The organism is Alkalihalophilus sp. As8PL (genome assembly GCF_040939795.1).
In the GTDB taxonomy this organism is placed as follows: Bacteria; Bacillota; Bacilli; order Bacillales; family Bacillaceae_D; genus Alkalihalophilus; species Alkalihalophilus lindianensis.
In genome coordinates this window covers 209,231-224,280 of sequence record NZ_CP162551.1, presented here as the reverse complement: position 1 = coordinate 224,280, position 15,050 = coordinate 209,231, and the positions used below count along the sequence as shown (strand labels likewise).

Below are 15,050 nucleotides of genomic sequence, written 5' to 3'. Positions count from 1 at the left end.
GAACACTCATACTGCACTCTCTTATATCATATCGTAGAAATGGAGTTTATAAGGGAGTGTGAGCAGATGCGCAGAAGATTATTAACGGTGAGTTTCGTTTTTTTAATAGGAACCCTTCAGGTTAGTGCTGAAGAGAATCTAAAAGCGAAAGATCATTTTATTTATGATCTCAATATGAACGATTGGAACTTGAGAACACCAGTGATTTGGGAAGTAGCACTTGTAGATGAACGTGATCAATCAATTCAGGTGATTGCATTAAATGAATTTGGCTATCAACCAGGTGTCGACGTTCAGGAAGAGGAATTAAAAGCCTTTGCGACTGAGCTAGCCCAAACCATCGATACGCCTATGCGAAACCCTACGATTAATAAAGAAGGAATCATCACTCCGGGTCAAGCGAGAGTTATTTTAGCTGAGGAAGAATTAGTGGAGCAGTTAATGAACGCCTCCTTTTTAGAAACACAATTAGCTCTGCCTATTTATGTGGAAGAACCAACTGTTAGTGAAGAGGAGCTAGAAGGAATTGATCTTTATGAGATAGGATCTTTCACTACGTACTTTAATTCTGGCGTTCAAGGTAGGTCAGAGAATATAAGAAGGTCAGCAGAGTCGATTCAAGATTTTGTACTCGGGCCTGGTGATCACTTTTCATTTAATCAAATAGTGGGAGAGCGAACCCTTGAACGAGGGTATAAAGAAGCAAAAGAGATCGTCAATAAGCAATTTGTGATGGGAATAGGCGGTGGGATTTGTCAGACTTCCTCAACTCTATATAATGCGGTGGATGCAGCTGGTCTTGAAATGGTTGAACGTATTACTCATTCAAAAGAGATTGGATATGTCCCAGCTGGTAGAGATGCTACAGTCTCATGGGGAGGACCTGATTTTAAATTTAAGAACCCTCATACATATCCAGTTATTATACGGACGGATGTCTCTTTAGAACGAGGGGAAATTACTGTTAGTGTTTATACAAATAATGAATCGCCTTCAAGCTAAGCCCCTATGCTTAGCTTTTTCCATGTTTAAAGAGAGCATTTCTAATTATCCGCATAATTCTTATCCTTCCATTTCATACTAATGATAACCAATTTAGGATTTTTTAATTAAGGAGGTGACGCATGATGCTCGTGAAATGGATGAAGCAACGCAAGCAAAAACAACCAAGGGAAACAATAGAAGATGTCTATTTAATATTTGATAAGTCGAGTGATTACTCTAAATATAAACGAAAGCTTCATGACAAAGAGTTTGAGATTAGTTATTTTCAAACAATGATTGATATTGATCGCTTGCATCGAGATGTGTTGCCTTACTTAACGGAAGCTGAAACCAGCGACTTAGCTTCGATAATTGAATTGGTTCCTATTCAAAATAAAATGATAACGACTAAGCCACAAGATCTCCGCGATAAAGTAATGGAAGGTTTTATTGCGATTCGAGACCTAGGAGACCTCTCAACTGTAGCTCTTATTGAAGCTGGCCTTGCCTCGGACCGTGAAGTAACGACTCCAGAAGTGGAATTTAGTGTAGCGGGCCCTCAAGAATCTTTTATCGAGTCAATTGATACTAATATCAACTTAATTAGAAAGCGTTTGCCACTTCCTCAACTGCAAATAAAGGAATTCACACTTGGGAAAATAACCAAGACCCGGGTGGCTGTATTATATGTAGAAGGGCTTGTTGATCAAGAAAACTTTAATACGATGATACAGCGTTTACAAGACTTAGAATTTGATCAAATTCTCGATTCCAGTAGCTTAGCCCAAATGATAACAGATAAAACGATGTCCATTTTTCCACAACTTATTAATACAGAACGACCGGAGAGGGTATCTGCTGTGCTGGCAGAAGGGAAAGTAGCATTCTTATGCGATGGATCTCCAGAGAGCGTATTTGGTCCTGTTACCTTGGTTGAATTTTTCTCTTCATTAGAGGATTATTACTTACCTTGGCAAATTGCCTCTTCTGTTCGATTGTTACGCTTCTTCTCTGTTGCGTTCTCTATCTTAGCAACGCCCATTTATGTTGCAGTTTTAACATACCATTATGAATTGATTCCAAAAGATTTATTAGCGACCGTGATGGCATCAAGAAGTAATATTCCATTTCCACCAGTTATTGAAGCTGTATTTCTTGAATTGACGATTGAATTGCTTCGTGAAGCCGGGGCAAGGTTGCCAACGAAGGTTGGTCAGACCATTGGTATCGTTGGAGGGATTGTAATTGGACAAGCGTCGGTTGAAGCAGGGCTAACGAGTAATGTTCTGCTCATCATTGTTGCCCTAGCTGCACTTGCATCTTTTACAACACCTGTTTATCAAATGGGTAATACGATTCGTTTAATTCGCTTTCCGTTTATCCTATCAGCAGCTCTATTTGGCGGGATCGGAATCGCTTTTTGTGGTCTTTATACGTTAGCTCACCTGCTTCATCTAACGTCACTTGGAAGACCATATTTAGAGCCTATTTTCCCTCCGAGAGTGAGAGATTGGCGAGATGCTTTTATCCGCATGCCATTTCGCTATATGTCTTCAAGACCCGTGTATTTACGACCAAGAGACAAAGGACGCTTTAATTTCTTTAGGGCGAAAGAGAAGCATGATATCGATGAATGAAGGTGGCGATTAAATGGATAAGCCTATAAAAGACCAATATCTTGTTTCTGGATTTCTAGTCTTTTTCTTAATTCATGGGATGCAAATAGGGATTGGCATTTTAGGATTTCAAAGAGGAGTTGTGAAGGAAGCCGGTTATGATGGATGGATTTCCGTATTGTTAGCTGGTTTAGTCGTTCACATCATTATTTTTTGTATTTACTTGCTGTTGAAACGAGCAAATGGAGATCTGATTTCTATTCATCAACAGCTTTTTGGTAAATGGATTGGAAATACATTTAGTCTTCTCGTTTGTATATATTTAATCTCGCTCGCAGCGATTGTGCTTCGGGCTTATATTGAAATTATTCAAGTGTGGATGTTTATGGATCTACCAACATGGGTGATGGCGCTTATTGCTTTTGGTTTATTGTATTACGTAGTTGCTGGGGGGTTTAGGTCGGTTGTCGGTTTAACCTTTTTAGGGGTCATTATCCCAATACCCCTATACTTTATGCTTTTAATGCCATTAGAATTTGCACATTTTATTAACTTAGTTCCAATATTCAAACACACGATTTCAGAAATTGCGTTAGGTTCTAAAGAAACGACGTTAAGTTTTTTAGGGTTTGAAATTTTACTTCTCTATTATCCTTTTTTGAAAGACCGTCAGTTCACACAAAAATGGGCACAGTTAGGCGCTTTTGTTACAACTTTAGTTTATACCAGCATCATGCTAATCAGTCTCGCTTTTTATTCAGAAGAACAATTAAACAAAACAATTTGGTCAACCCTTACCCTATATAAAGTTGTTCAACTCCCTTTTCTTGAACGTTTTGAATATATTGGGATATCTCTTTGGGTGTTATTTATTGCACCTAATATCGCCTTAGCACTTTGGGCTGCTAGTCGTGGGGCGAAGAGAGTCTTTAACATGAATCAACGAATTGCTTTATTTTTCGCATTAGTAGCTGTTACGGCAATCGTTATACTTTTACCAACAAGGCAAGAAATTGGCTTATTTGGAGAGTGGGTAAGTAATTTTGGGTTTTATTTTGTCTTTGCTTATATTCCATTGCTCGTTGTTATTCAAACGGTTGTGATGAAGTTTAAAAAGGGGAGTAAAGGACATGAAAACTCTCGTACGATGTAAAATATTATTGCTCGTCTGTTTAGTTTTATTAACTGGATGTTTGCAAACACGTATTATTGATGAGATCGCTGTCATACGGACGGTAGGCTTTGATGTAGACGGTGAACAAGGACTCAATATGACTGTCAGTTTTCCTACTTTCCTTGAACAAGGAGAACAAAACGTACAAGAGCGAGACGTAATAAATGCGAATGCAGAAACCGTAAAAGGAGCAAGGATATTATTAAATGAAAAATCTCAAAAGCCGTTGGAATTTGGCCAACTAAATACTCTGTTAATAGGTGAAGAATTAGCAAAGCGGGGAGTAGAGGATTTTATTGATTCTTTATACCGGGATGTTTCTGTGGGCAACAGGATCACCTTAGCTCTTGTGGATGGGAAAGCAAGTGAGATCATTTCAGGGGATTTGAGCGGTGGAGAGCAAACGGGTGTGTATTTATCAGATTTAATTCAACAGAATATGGAGATGAATACTGTTCCTACAACAAACATGCACGAATTTCTTTTTAGTTTATATAATGACGCTAGAGATCCCTTTTTGCCAGTTCTTACGATTGAAGATGAACGAATAGGTATTAAGGGTACAGCTCTGTTTAAAGATGACAAATATCTACGTATATTAAATATTGATGATTCATTTATATTAAAACTGATGACCACTCCAACAAAGCAAACTTCAAAACAATTTCATTTAGATATGGAGGAAGAGGAATCGATTGTCGTGTTAGAAAAGATCTTTAGTAAAAGAAAAAGGTCGCTGGATCGATCAGGATCTAATCCAGTTTATAAAATAGAAATTGATATTAAAGGAGAAATCATAGATTACACTGGTAAAAAAAATCTCGAAGAAGAGAATTTAGTCGGTGAAATTGAAAAGGTCATTGAAGAAAAAATCGCAAAAAGAAGTAAGACGCTTCTTGAAGAGTTTCGAGATGAAGGGATGGACCCAGTTGCTGTTGGTGAGAAGTATAGGAGCACGACGAGGGATTGGCAACCACAAGTGTGGCTAGATACGATTTACCAAACGGTAGAATTTGAAGTGATTGCGAATGTAGAAATCTTAAGTTCTGGGGCGATCGAATAGGTGTTTATGAATAAAAAAGCTATTGGTATCATAAGCTAGTGAAAGGTTTGTAAATAAAGGAAATGAGTACCAATCATCAAGAGAATGTTATGAACAAGCTTTAGAAATTGGTTTTCCTAATTTTTGAGGAGGAAATAATGGTAGATCTTATTAGACGTGTCTGTATTGCACTAGCGATTGGAGTGTGTATCAGCATCTTATTTCTAGGAACTCAAAGCGCAAAAGCGGCCGGAAAAGATGAAACAAATAAAATCACTTCATCTCTTATCTGGCCGACAGTTGGTGAGGTAACTGATACATTCGGAACAAGAGATGGAAAGCATTATGGGATTGATATCGCCGCTATTGAAGGGACCGCAGTCGTTTCAATAGCCTCTGGAACAGTAAGTAGATCATACTATTCTGATACATATGGTGAAGTGGTCTTCATTGAACATGATAACGGACTTGAGACGGTCTATGCTCATTTGCATGACCGCCTTGTTGAGGCAGGACAAGCTATTGAAATAGGAGAAGAAATAGGAACCGTTGGAAATACAGGGCGCTCATCAGGAAATCATCTCCATTTTGAAGTGCATAATGGAAATTGGAATATCGAAAAGACAGATGCAATGGACCCGATGCTTGTATTATCAAAGGAAAAAGAGTATCGATATGCCTCTATGGGCTCAGCTTCTCCATATGGTGAATCATGGAAGGATCATGATCACAAGGAAGAAGTGATTTATGTGATGGCACACATGCAGAATGAGGATAAAATGGATTCTTCGATAAATGAATATATTGAACAGGAAAAAAAGGGACAAGATGTATTGAAAAAAAAGGATGAACCGTTATCAATCACGGTTAAACAAGGTGACACGCTTTGGAGTTTAAGTGAGAAATTTGAAACAAGTATTGAACAAATTAAAGAATGGAATGAACTTGCAAGTGATTCCATCTATATCGGTGAAGCTTTAGTCGTTAAATAGTAAGATTCAAGCATGCTTCGTTAACTCTGAAGCATGCTTTCTAAAAAATGAAAACACGATTTCTACCTATAAAAAGAGTGTCGAATATGGTAAAATGAGGTCTATGAAACTTGGAAAAGGTAGAAGGTATGAGACATGAAAGAACAAGTAATCGTTAGTACAGAACTTTTTCAATGGTTGAATGAACAAACGGACTTAACATCAAATCAAGTTGACTTAGTTGATGGCTTTGTTTTCATGCTACATAAAATTAATAAGCATTCCTCTATCCGTTTAATTGGAGAACGGAAGCTTCATCCACGTTTTTGGAGAACGCATGATAAGACATTCGGCTACCGATTAATGGGGAAAAAGAAAAAGCATATAGCACTTCTTTATCAATTTTACATCGATGTAGCCTATGCAGAGAAGCTTGTTTATTCAACTGATGATGCATTATCACTGACTGAAAGAGGGAAGATCTATTTAAAAATGCACCGAGAAGACCAGTTAGAGACCTTATTTCAACATATTTGGTAAATTGAACTTCTCTCTCTGTCAGAATTTTTATACATTTGGTACAATGGTTATTACAAGACTTAATTCACAACTGGAGGATGACAATGAAAACCGATTATCATAATCACCTAGAAAAAGGCGAACTATCTCTTGAGTATTTAAAGCAATTTACAGACCAAGCAAAAGCAAAAGGGATTGAACACTTCGGAATTTCAGAACATGCCTATCATTTTTATCAAACAAAAGATATTTTACGTAACCCTTGGGTAGATGAGCGAAGATATTATGATATGGGAGACTATGTGAACCTGTTCAAACAAGCATGGGATGCCAATATTGATGTGAAAATGTCGATTGAAATGGATTATACTCCAGGAAAGCATTCAGAAATGAAGACATTTATTGATCAATATGATTTCGATTATGTCATCGGTTCGATTCATTGGGTAAGGGATTTTGGAATTGATTTAGCTGAATTTCGTAGTGAATGGGATAAGCGCGACTTATATGATACATACCGTGGCTATTACGATCAAGTTGTGACGTTAGCCGAATCAAACCTATTTGATATTGTCGGTCATTTAGACCTCGTTAAGATTTTTAAATATGTTCCTGAAGATGAAGCATTTTTGTTAGAACAGTACGACCGGGCTACAACTGCGTTAGCCAATTCCAAAACATGCGTAGAGATTAGTACAGCCGGCCTTAGAAAACCTGTGGGTGAATTATATCCTGATCCTAAATTATTACAGATGTGTTATGACAAAAACATTCCAATAGTATTAAGTTCAGATGCACATGAGCCAGAGCATGTGGGAGCTGACTTTGACCAGGCGATTGACCTGGCAAAATCGATTGGATATAACTCATTAATGACGTTTGAAAAAGGCAAGCGTAAGGAAGTACCACTAGGATAAAAGAAAGTAAAAAAGAGATGGCAGCTGCCATCTCTTTTAATGCTTAACCTTCAATCTTATCAGCGAAATGAATATCATCAATTTTTCGAATAGCTTCTAGTACATTTTCATCCACTGTTTTATCTACGCCAATCATCATAATGGCTGCTCCGCCTTCTTGTTTACGACCTACTTGCATCGTTGCAATGTTCACATCATGTTCAGCAAGTAATTGTCCCATGCGGCCAATAACACCAGGTTTATCATTGTGCTGAACATAAAGCAGGTGGCCCTGAGGAATAAAATCAACGTTAAAGCCGTTAATGCTTACAATGCGTGCCCCGTATTCTTTAATATAGGTTCCTTTAATCTCAAATTTACGATCCTCGCCATGCACTACAGCGTGAATTAAGTTTGAGTAGCCAAATGTATTCTCTACATGCTTCTCACCATACGTAATGCCTCTTTCTTTTGCGATTAGAGCAGCATTAACATCATTTACGGCTGCATCTACACGAGGCTGTAGGAAGCCAGCTATTAAACTACGTGTAGTAATTGATGTTTCAAGATCATTTATTTTACCACCATAGAAGACTTCAATTTCCTGAACTGGAGTTTTCATTACTTGTGATAATAAATTACCCATACGCTTAGTAAGGTCATAGAACGGTTGGATCTTATCATAAATTTCTTTTGATAAGGTTGGTAGGTTGATTGAGTTTGTTGCAGGTTCTCCTTCAAGGAATCGAATGACTTCCTCTGACACTTGAGATGCTACATTTAATTGAGCTTCTTTTGTAGAAGCAGCAATATGTGGAGTAGCAATAACATTGTCAAATTTAAGAAGTTCTTTATCTTGTGCAGGTTCTTCTTCAAATACATCTAAAGCTGCACCAGCAATATGCCCATTAGCCAAATAATGCTTCAGAGCTTGTTCATCAATAATACCACCACGTGCACAGTTAATTAAAAAGACACCTTTTTTCGTTTTCGCGATATTTTCCATACCGAGAATTCCTTTGGTTTCTTTTGTGAGCGGAGTATGCACTGTAATAATATCAGATTGAGCCAATACATCATCTAAAGTCGCTGGAATGACACCAATTTTTTCTGCTCTTGCTTTCGTTAAAAATGGATCAAATACTAAAAGTGGCATCTCAAATGCACGCGCTCTTTTAGCAATTTGTGTACCAATACGTCCAAACCCTACGATACCAAGTGTTTTTCCACGAAGCTCAGATCCTTGGAACGCTTTTCGATTCCATTCTCCAGATTTAATTGAAGCATTCGCCTGAGGGATTTTTCTAAGTAGAGAAATGATCATAGCAAAGGTGTGTTCGGCTGTTGAAATAGTGTTTCCATCAGGAGCATTTACAACGACAACCCCATGCTTTGTTGCAGCATCTAGGTCAATGTTATCCACCCCAACACCAGCACGAGCAACAATTTTCAAATTAGGCATTTTTTGAAGCAGTTCCTCGGTTACTTTTGTTGCACTTCGAACGAGAAGAGCATCAAACTGAGATAAATCATCAACCTCATCAACATAAGCCTCAACACAATGAACATCCGTGTTTTCAAGCAAAGGAAGCAACCCTTCTTGACTCATTGCATCTGAAACTAAAATTTGGTATTTTGCTGCTTTTCCTGTGATTTCTTCCTTTTCAATAACTGCTTGCTTGTTCATTCTCCACCACTCCCTTAAGTAATCTTTTTCTATTTTGATAAAAAGAGCAACATGGTATAACCATGAAAGCGCTACAACAAAAAGAACCTTCTGCCCACACGACGGAATCGTGAGGGGCGGAAGGTTCTAACCGCGGTGCCACCCTCATTTATGTGTTGCGCACAACACACCTCAGGGGAGAATTATCTCCAAAAGATAACGGATTATCCGGATCAATCTACTGCCAAAGGGTTCAATTGATCAACTCAGAAGGGCTATCGAAAATGATCCATGTTAGTTTGCACCAACCACTAACTCTCTGAAATGGAAGTCATTTTTTCATTCTTCATCAACGTTTAACATCATATTAAATATATCTAATTGTTTGATAATTTATCATATTAAATTCTATCTGTCAAATGTCGAATCACGTTCTAGTGAGCTTTACTTCTGAACAAGAAGGAATTGACATAATGTATTAAAAAGGGGGTTGATCAAAATGGATTACGTCGTTCAACATGGCGATACGATTGCTAAAGTCGCAAAAAAACATGGGGTACGTCCATTTGATTTGCTTTTATTTAACCAAAACATTCAAAGTGAAATTGATTATCTCATCCCTGAACAGTTGTTACATATCCCTTCTCTAAACAACATAAAAGGTAACAGGGAGAATTTATGGACGGAATATGGTCCGGTTGATCTGGAAGAGGATATTCCGATTCTAAAATCTATGGGGGCGAGAGTAGAAATTATTGGTTATTCGGTTATGAAAAAGCCCATTTATGCTTTTTCAATAGGCACTGGAAAAACATCTATTTTTTATTCAGGTGGTTGGCATGCAAATGAATGGCATACAACAAAATTTCTCGTTCAATTCATGAAAGAATGTTTGGTAGCGAATACAGAAGAGAACTTACTTTATCAATATAATATAGTGAAATTATTAAGTGAAGTGAAGTTATATATCGTCCCGCTTGTCAATCCAGATGGGGTAGAGCTCGTCTTACAAGGGATTTATGAAGAACATCCCCACTATAAAGAAGTATTAGAAATCAATAAGGGAATGAAGCGGTTTGATCATTGGTCAAGTAATATCCGAGGCGTTGACCTCAATCACCAATGGCCAGCAGGCTGGGAAATAGAAGCGAGTGAGAGTCCGCAAAAACCATGGCCAAGGCACTTTAGCGGCAATGCGCCGTTAAGTGAACCAGAAGTAAAAGCGATTCATCGACTCACACTACGATCTGACTTTAGGTATGTACTCACTTTTCATTCACAGGGACAAGTGATTTATTGGGGATATAGAGGGTTAGAGCCTAGTGAAAGTGAAGAAATGGTTAACCGTTTATCACTAGCAAGTTCCTATACTCCAGTCCAGACTGCTGATAGTGACGGGGGATATAAAGATTGGTTTATACAAGAAACAAGAAGACCAGGGTTTACAATCGAGGTTGGAGTAGGGGTCAATCCATTAGCCAAACATGCTTATGCAGAAATTTGGTCAAATGCGAGTATGTTAGCACTAGAAGGATTAACACTTCATATAAAATAACAAAAATAAAACAGGCTGCCTATTCGGTAGCCTGTTTGTGATGAACGCTATTCGTATTTTAACGCATCGCCATCAAATGATTCATCGGACACTTTGATCGAATCCGTTGGACAGCCTTCTTGTGCGTCAATCATATCCTCTTCAAGCTCTTCTGGAATTGCTGCTGTTCCTTGGTTATCATCAAGAATAACAAATGCAATCCCCTCATCATCATAATCATAAATATCTGGAGCAGCGGCGCCACAAGCTCCGCATGCGATACAAGTATCTTTGTCGACAATCGTATATTTAGCCATGATATTCCCTCCATTTAGTTTCTATTAAATAAAATCCAACCCTAGAGAAATCTATGCAGTAGTGTATTCGCATTTCTTCACAAGGGTGATTTGATTTTGTACTTACCTATTGTAAAGCCGATTGAAAAACTTTTCAACCAAATCATTCCTAAACTTTTTAAATAGATGAATGCTCCCTCATTATGCCCTCACAGCATCTATTTAGCCACTAAATAAGTCGATAATTTGATACAATGAGAGGTAAATAAAGAAACGGCATAGGAAAAAGTGTGATTTGAATGGGAGGGGGCATAAATGAATGATGTAATTATTTTAGCTGTGTGTAAAGCTTTCAAAGGAGAACGTACGATCTATGGAGCTTATCATTTACTCCAAGGTAAAAAGTCTGCACAAACCATTCAGGATGGGCATTTCTTCTCAGTTCTGTCATACTTCGGTCTTTTTCCAACGATGAAACGCAATGACATGACAAAAATTGTAAAGTTCCTAACAACTGAAGGATATCTACAGGAAATAGGCGAAGATCGTTACTTAATTACAGAAAAAGGGGAAAAGAAACGAACCCTTGCAATTGAAGAGACGCCATTGCTTTTACAATTAAATGGATGGCTTTACGGAAAGCTTTCACTTGTATTTTGGCAAAGGTTGACATTGTGGATTCAAACTATAACGCATATTCAATCAGGCAAGAAGTCATTTATTCCGATCATTCAAGACCGTTTTGTACAAGCCTGGGTAAGACATGTTCTGCCAAAAAACCACCAAACCAGAGATAAAGCACTTAGCAATTTGCATCAGGAATTACAAGCTCTTCTAATACGATATGAACCGCAATATGCGTTGTTTTTTGTCTTACAATTAACGACTGATAAAAAGATTGGATACACGGCAAGGCAAGCAGCTCATATTTGTTCGATCACGGAGAAAGATGCCGTCATCATTCAACAAGCATTGCTTCATGATCTATTAAAAGAAATTGAAGCAAGGTACAGAGACTTCCCTATCCTTTTTAGGTTTATTGATCAATTAGAAAAGGGATCAGGTTGGACAAGGTCTGCAGATCAGACATCGCAATTATTAGAGCAAGGATTAACAATAAAAGAGATAGCAACTATAAGAAAATTAAAAACAAGTACAATAGAGGACCACATCATTGAACTAGCCTTACAGAAACCCACCTTTCCTGTCCATGACTACATTTCTATGGAGCTTCAAGAGAAAATTGAAGCGCTGATACAGTCAAAAGGTGAATTAGTGAAATTACGGGAACTAAAAGACGCTTTAGGTGATGAAGCGAGTTACTTTATGATTCGATTGGCACTAACTAGAAGGAAGGGATAACAGTGAAACTAGAAAGAGAATTAGAAAAATGGTTTGGCTACCCTTCATTTCGCCCTGGGCAAGAAGAAATTATTCAAGCTGTCATGGAGGAGAAAGATGTGCTTGCAGTGCTTCCGACAGGCATGGGGAAGTCAATATGTTATCAACTGCCAGCCCTTTTAAAAAAAGGAATCACGATTATTGTATCTCCTCTTTTATCTTTAATGGAAGATCAAGTCCAACAATTACGTTCAGAAGGGATCAAGAACGTGATTGCGATTAATAGCTTTATGAGTTTAGGTGAACGAGAAGAAGTTCTACGTTCGCTCTCTGACTATAAATTAATTTACATTTCTCCTGAGATGTTGCAATCAGAGTATATACAAAGGAAATTAAAGGCCCTTTATATTTCGTTGTTTGTTGTAGATGAAGCACATTGTATTTCACAATGGGGACATGAATTTAGAAGCGATTACTTGCGTTTAGAAGCAGCTAGAAAACAAGTAGGTAATCCACCTTGTTTGGCGATTACGGCTACCGCTACGCCTCATGTGCGAAAAGATATATGTTCTTATTTAGGGATGACGGAGTACGAGTCCTTTATCCATTCAGTAAACAGGCCTAATATTGCGATTACAGTGGAATCCTTTTTAGGTATAGATGATAAAATGCAAAGATTATTTGCACTTGTTGAATCGCTAGAGGGACCTGGAATGGTTTATTTTTCTAGTCGTGCATGGACTGAGGCAACAGCAAGAAAACTCCAAGAAAGAGGGATGAAAGGTGTCAACTTCTATCATGGTGGGATGACAAATGAAGATCGCCTATTGATTCAACAGCAGTTTATGCATGGAGAACTAAACGTGATCTGTTGTACAAGTGCCTTTGGAATGGGGATTAATAAAAATAACATTCGTTTTGTCATTCACTTCCACTATCCCACTCAAATGGAGTCCTATGTGCAAGAAGTTGGTCGAGCAGGACGTGATGGAGAGAAAAGTATCGCAATCGTATTATTTAGTGAAGATGACCGAGGACTTGCCCGGCTATTGTCTCAAAGAGAGCAACTGAGTGAAGAGCAAATACGTGAGCTTCTAATGTTATTAACGAAAGAAACACACATAAGTACTGGACTTGAAGCAAAACTATGTGCGCATGTTGGTTGTAGTGAAGTAGCCTGGAACAATGTAATAGTTTCTTTAGAAGAAATTGGTGTCGTAAATGAGGGAGAGATCCGGCGTTTTTCCATAGATTCTGTGGCAGATATGTTAACCAAGAAATTCTCACGTTACCATCGAACGAAACAAAAGCAATTAACAACGTTTGAAAGTTGGCTACATAGTAGGGCATGTAGAAGAGCAGGATTAGTCCATTATTTTGAGGAGCATACTTTTCAAAAACAGCTAGATTGCTGTGATCGGTGTGGCGTAACCTTTGAACGGTATTGTACTCAAGAGAAACAAAAAGATCGCAAGCCTGACTCAAACGATTTGAAACTTAATTGGAAAATTGAATTACAGCAGAGATTGTTTGGGGAAAGCAGGTAAACTAAATGAGTGAAAACCAAAGATCAATTAATGATTTGACTGATAAAGAGATTCTAACTAGTTTATATCTTTCTCAACTTGGTATGTTTATGATCGCTTTGATAGGAGCTTATTTCCTGTTTGAAGATATAAATGCTTTCTTTCAATTGTTTTCCTTTACTTGGTATGAGCTTACCGTCTTTGGAATAGGCTTTGCTGTTATTGTAGTTAGTATAGATCTCATCCTTTATCAATTTGTACCTGCAAGACATTTGGATGATGGGGGAATAAATGAACGTGTATTTAAAGAGCGTAAAATCCCCCACATGATTATTCTTTGCTTGGTGATTGCGGTTGCTGAAGAGCTTTTATTTAGGGCCGTTCTACAAACAGCTTTTGGATTGGTAATCGCCAGCCTCATTTTTGCTCTCGTTCACGTTCGTTATATAGCGAAACCGATTTTGTTTTCATTCGTATTAGTAGTAAGTTTTTCATTGGGACTTTTATTCGAGTATACAAATAGTGTGACGGTAACGATCACTGCACATTTTCTGATTGATTTTATATTTGGTATGTTTTTGAGAAATAATGCGCGTAAAATAAAAAAATGATTCATATGATTCATTTAATCAACCGTTATTTATCCGATACTAAATGATAGAGAGGTGGGACGTCATGAGCGAACAACAACGTATAAAAGATCAAGCAGAACCATTAAGAGAACATATGTCTCGAATGGAAAAAAAGCAATCGCAACAAGAGGAAGGGGTTCTTCCTTCAAGGAAAAAAGTACATCGTAATCGGAGTAAAAAGAAAAAAAAGGGTGTTACGGTGAGCTTTCCGCTTGTTCGGTTATTACTAATGGCTTTTTTGCTAATTGTTTTGTTATTGGTGTTCTCACCTTATTGGCTGAATCTTTAAATGCTTTTGTTCTAGTTTGTCCTCTCCTTCATAATGTGTAAATAAAGGAGGAAGGATGATGAAACAATTTAAAGAATGGAACATAAACCCTTATGCCTTAACGAAAGTTAGCCTGGTTATGTTAGAAGAAATGGTGACACGTAAAGAGAAGTGGGATCAATACAAGAAAGCAAAAGATCATTGGAGTTTGTTTACTCTTTTGTCTCTAGGGTTATTTTTATTATTTGGTGCTCAAGTGATACGGTCAGTCGGAGGAGCCATTGGACCCAATTTATTATCAATCCTAGTAGGAAATGTTTTTCTCCTATTATTAATTCTTTTATTTGCAGTTGGACTTGTACAAGTGAAACTGTTTACGAAGAAGGTTACAAAAGCAGAAGATGAATTTGAATCATTGCGAATCGAATGTATTGATCGATCAAGTGAATTATGGGAAGAGGATCAAGGCTGGAAATATCGTGATGATGTCTTTACTTATATGAAAAAGAACCATGATGTTAATCTATACTACAAATAAAAACCACTGCGTCATTCAGGGGAGCGTGCTGAATGATGGAGTGGTTT

The 15,050-nt window shown here is 37.7% G+C and carries 15 protein-coding genes and 1 other annotated feature; of the genes, 13 read left to right on the top strand and 2 right to left on the bottom strand.

Annotated features, from left to right (window positions below):
- Window positions 1-66: 66 nt before the first annotated feature.
- The 7 genes from AB3N04_RS02390 (at window position 67) to AB3N04_RS02360 (ending at window position 7,223) form a co-directional block, all read left to right on the top strand.
- Window positions 67-1,002, top strand: a complete 936-nt coding sequence (locus AB3N04_RS02390) for a VanW family protein (protein ID WP_368504553.1) — start codon at window positions 67-69, stop codon at window positions 1,000-1,002.
- A gap of 122 nt (window positions 1,003-1,124) precedes the next feature.
- Window positions 1,125-2,621 (top strand): spore germination protein, encoded by a 1,497-nt coding sequence (locus AB3N04_RS02385; RefSeq protein WP_368504552.1) that lies wholly within the window; start codon window positions 1,125-1,127, stop codon window positions 2,619-2,621.
- Between the two features lie 13 nt (window positions 2,622-2,634).
- The gene (locus tag AB3N04_RS02380) at window positions 2,635-3,753 is read left to right on the top strand and encodes a spore germination protein (RefSeq protein WP_368504551.1); all 1,119 of its coding nucleotides are present in this window, start codon (window positions 2,635-2,637) and stop codon (window positions 3,751-3,753) included.
- Window positions 3,731-4,837 (top strand): Ger(x)C family spore germination protein, encoded by a 1,107-nt coding sequence (locus tag AB3N04_RS02375; RefSeq protein WP_368504550.1) that lies wholly within the window; start codon window positions 3,731-3,733, stop codon window positions 4,835-4,837. The genes AB3N04_RS02380 and AB3N04_RS02375 overlap by 23 nt, the downstream gene beginning before the upstream one ends.
- A gap of 137 nt (window positions 4,838-4,974) precedes the next feature.
- A complete protein-coding gene (locus AB3N04_RS02370; protein WP_368504549.1) occupies window positions 4,975-5,808 on the top strand; it encodes a peptidoglycan DD-metalloendopeptidase family protein in 834 nt (277 codons plus the stop codon).
- Window positions 5,809-5,943: 135 nt separating this feature from the next.
- Entirely contained in the window at window positions 5,944-6,327 is a 384-nt protein-coding gene (locus tag AB3N04_RS02365) for a hypothetical protein (protein WP_368504548.1), read from the top strand.
- A gap of 83 nt (window positions 6,328-6,410) precedes the next feature.
- Window positions 6,411-7,223: a histidinol-phosphatase gene (locus AB3N04_RS02360; RefSeq protein WP_368504547.1), complete on the top strand. Its 813-nt coding sequence runs from the start codon at window positions 6,411-6,413 to the stop codon at window positions 7,221-7,223.
- Between the two features lie 43 nt (window positions 7,224-7,266).
- Here the strand turns inward: AB3N04_RS02360 and serA are convergent, their stop codons facing one another.
- Complete coding sequence (serA, locus tag AB3N04_RS02355; protein WP_368504546.1) at window positions 7,267-8,889, bottom strand: phosphoglycerate dehydrogenase; 1,623 nt, start codon at window positions 8,887-8,889, stop codon at window positions 7,267-7,269.
- Between the two features lie 109 nt (window positions 8,890-8,998).
- Window positions 8,999-9,230 (bottom strand) — a binding site (T-box leader).
- Between the two features lie 137 nt (window positions 9,231-9,367).
- Here serA and AB3N04_RS02350 point away from each other — a divergent pair.
- Window positions 9,368-10,423, top strand: a complete 1,056-nt coding sequence (locus tag AB3N04_RS02350; protein WP_368504545.1) for a M14 family zinc carboxypeptidase — start codon at window positions 9,368-9,370, stop codon at window positions 10,421-10,423.
- A 47-nt stretch (window positions 10,424-10,470) separates the two neighbouring features.
- Here the strand turns inward: AB3N04_RS02350 and AB3N04_RS02345 are convergent, their stop codons facing one another.
- A complete protein-coding gene (locus tag AB3N04_RS02345) occupies window positions 10,471-10,719 on the bottom strand; it encodes a ferredoxin (RefSeq protein ID WP_368504544.1) in 249 nt (82 codons plus the stop codon).
- A gap of 294 nt (window positions 10,720-11,013) precedes the next feature.
- Here AB3N04_RS02345 and AB3N04_RS02340 point away from each other — a divergent pair, with 294 nt between their 5' ends.
- From AB3N04_RS02340 to AB3N04_RS02320, 5 genes are all read left to right on the top strand, one after another.
- Entirely contained in the window at window positions 11,014-12,060 is a 1,047-nt protein-coding gene (locus tag AB3N04_RS02340) for a helix-turn-helix domain-containing protein (protein ID WP_368504543.1), read from the top strand.
- 2 nt (window positions 12,061-12,062) lie between these two features.
- The gene (locus AB3N04_RS02335; protein WP_368504542.1) at window positions 12,063-13,586 is read left to right on the top strand and encodes an ATP-dependent DNA helicase RecQ; all 1,524 of its coding nucleotides are present in this window, start codon (window positions 12,063-12,065) and stop codon (window positions 13,584-13,586) included.
- Window positions 13,587-13,591: 5 nt separating this feature from the next.
- The gene (locus AB3N04_RS02330; protein WP_368504541.1) at window positions 13,592-14,176 is read left to right on the top strand and encodes a lysostaphin resistance A-like protein; all 585 of its coding nucleotides are present in this window, start codon (window positions 13,592-13,594) and stop codon (window positions 14,174-14,176) included.
- A 64-nt stretch (window positions 14,177-14,240) separates the two neighbouring features.
- A complete protein-coding gene (locus AB3N04_RS02325; protein WP_368504540.1) occupies window positions 14,241-14,486 on the top strand; it encodes a hypothetical protein in 246 nt (81 codons plus the stop codon).
- Between the two features lie 55 nt (window positions 14,487-14,541).
- Entirely contained in the window at window positions 14,542-15,003 is a 462-nt protein-coding gene (locus AB3N04_RS02320; protein WP_368504539.1) for a DUF2663 family protein, read from the top strand.
- Window positions 15,004-15,050: the final 47 nt, after the last annotated feature.

Bases quoted from the DNA above. Each gene is read 5' to 3' on its own strand.
- AB3N04_RS02375 (WP_368504550.1), top strand. From the start codon at position 3,731: ATGAAAACTCTCGTACGATGTAAAATATTATTGCTCGTCTGTTTAGTT.
- AB3N04_RS02365 (WP_368504548.1), top strand. From the start codon at position 5,944: ATGAAAGAACAAGTAATCGTTAGTACAGAACTTTTTCAATGGTTGAAT.
- AB3N04_RS02350 (WP_368504545.1), top strand. From the start codon at position 9,368: ATGGATTACGTCGTTCAACATGGCGATACGATTGCTAAAGTCGCAAAA.
- AB3N04_RS02345 (WP_368504544.1), bottom strand. From the start codon at position 10,719: ATGGCTAAATATACGATTGTCGACAAAGATACTTGTATCGCATGCGGA.
- serA (WP_368504546.1), bottom strand. From the start codon at position 8,889: ATGAACAAGCAAGCAGTTATTGAAAAGGAAGAAATCACAGGAAAAGCA.
- AB3N04_RS02360 (WP_368504547.1), top strand. From the start codon at position 6,411: ATGAAAACCGATTATCATAATCACCTAGAAAAAGGCGAACTATCTCTT.
- AB3N04_RS02380 (WP_368504551.1), top strand. From the start codon at position 2,635: ATGGATAAGCCTATAAAAGACCAATATCTTGTTTCTGGATTTCTAGTC.
- AB3N04_RS02390 (WP_368504553.1), top strand. From the start codon at position 67: ATGCGCAGAAGATTATTAACGGTGAGTTTCGTTTTTTTAATAGGAACC.
- AB3N04_RS02330 (WP_368504541.1), top strand. From the start codon at position 13,592: ATGAGTGAAAACCAAAGATCAATTAATGATTTGACTGATAAAGAGATT.
- AB3N04_RS02320 (WP_368504539.1), top strand. From the start codon at position 14,542: ATGATGAAACAATTTAAAGAATGGAACATAAACCCTTATGCCTTAACG.
- AB3N04_RS02340 (WP_368504543.1), top strand. From the start codon at position 11,014: ATGAATGATGTAATTATTTTAGCTGTGTGTAAAGCTTTCAAAGGAGAA.
- AB3N04_RS02370 (WP_368504549.1), top strand. From the start codon at position 4,975: ATGGTAGATCTTATTAGACGTGTCTGTATTGCACTAGCGATTGGAGTG.
- AB3N04_RS02385 (WP_368504552.1), top strand. From the start codon at position 1,125: ATGATGCTCGTGAAATGGATGAAGCAACGCAAGCAAAAACAACCAAGG.
- AB3N04_RS02325 (WP_368504540.1), top strand. From the start codon at position 14,241: ATGAGCGAACAACAACGTATAAAAGATCAAGCAGAACCATTAAGAGAA.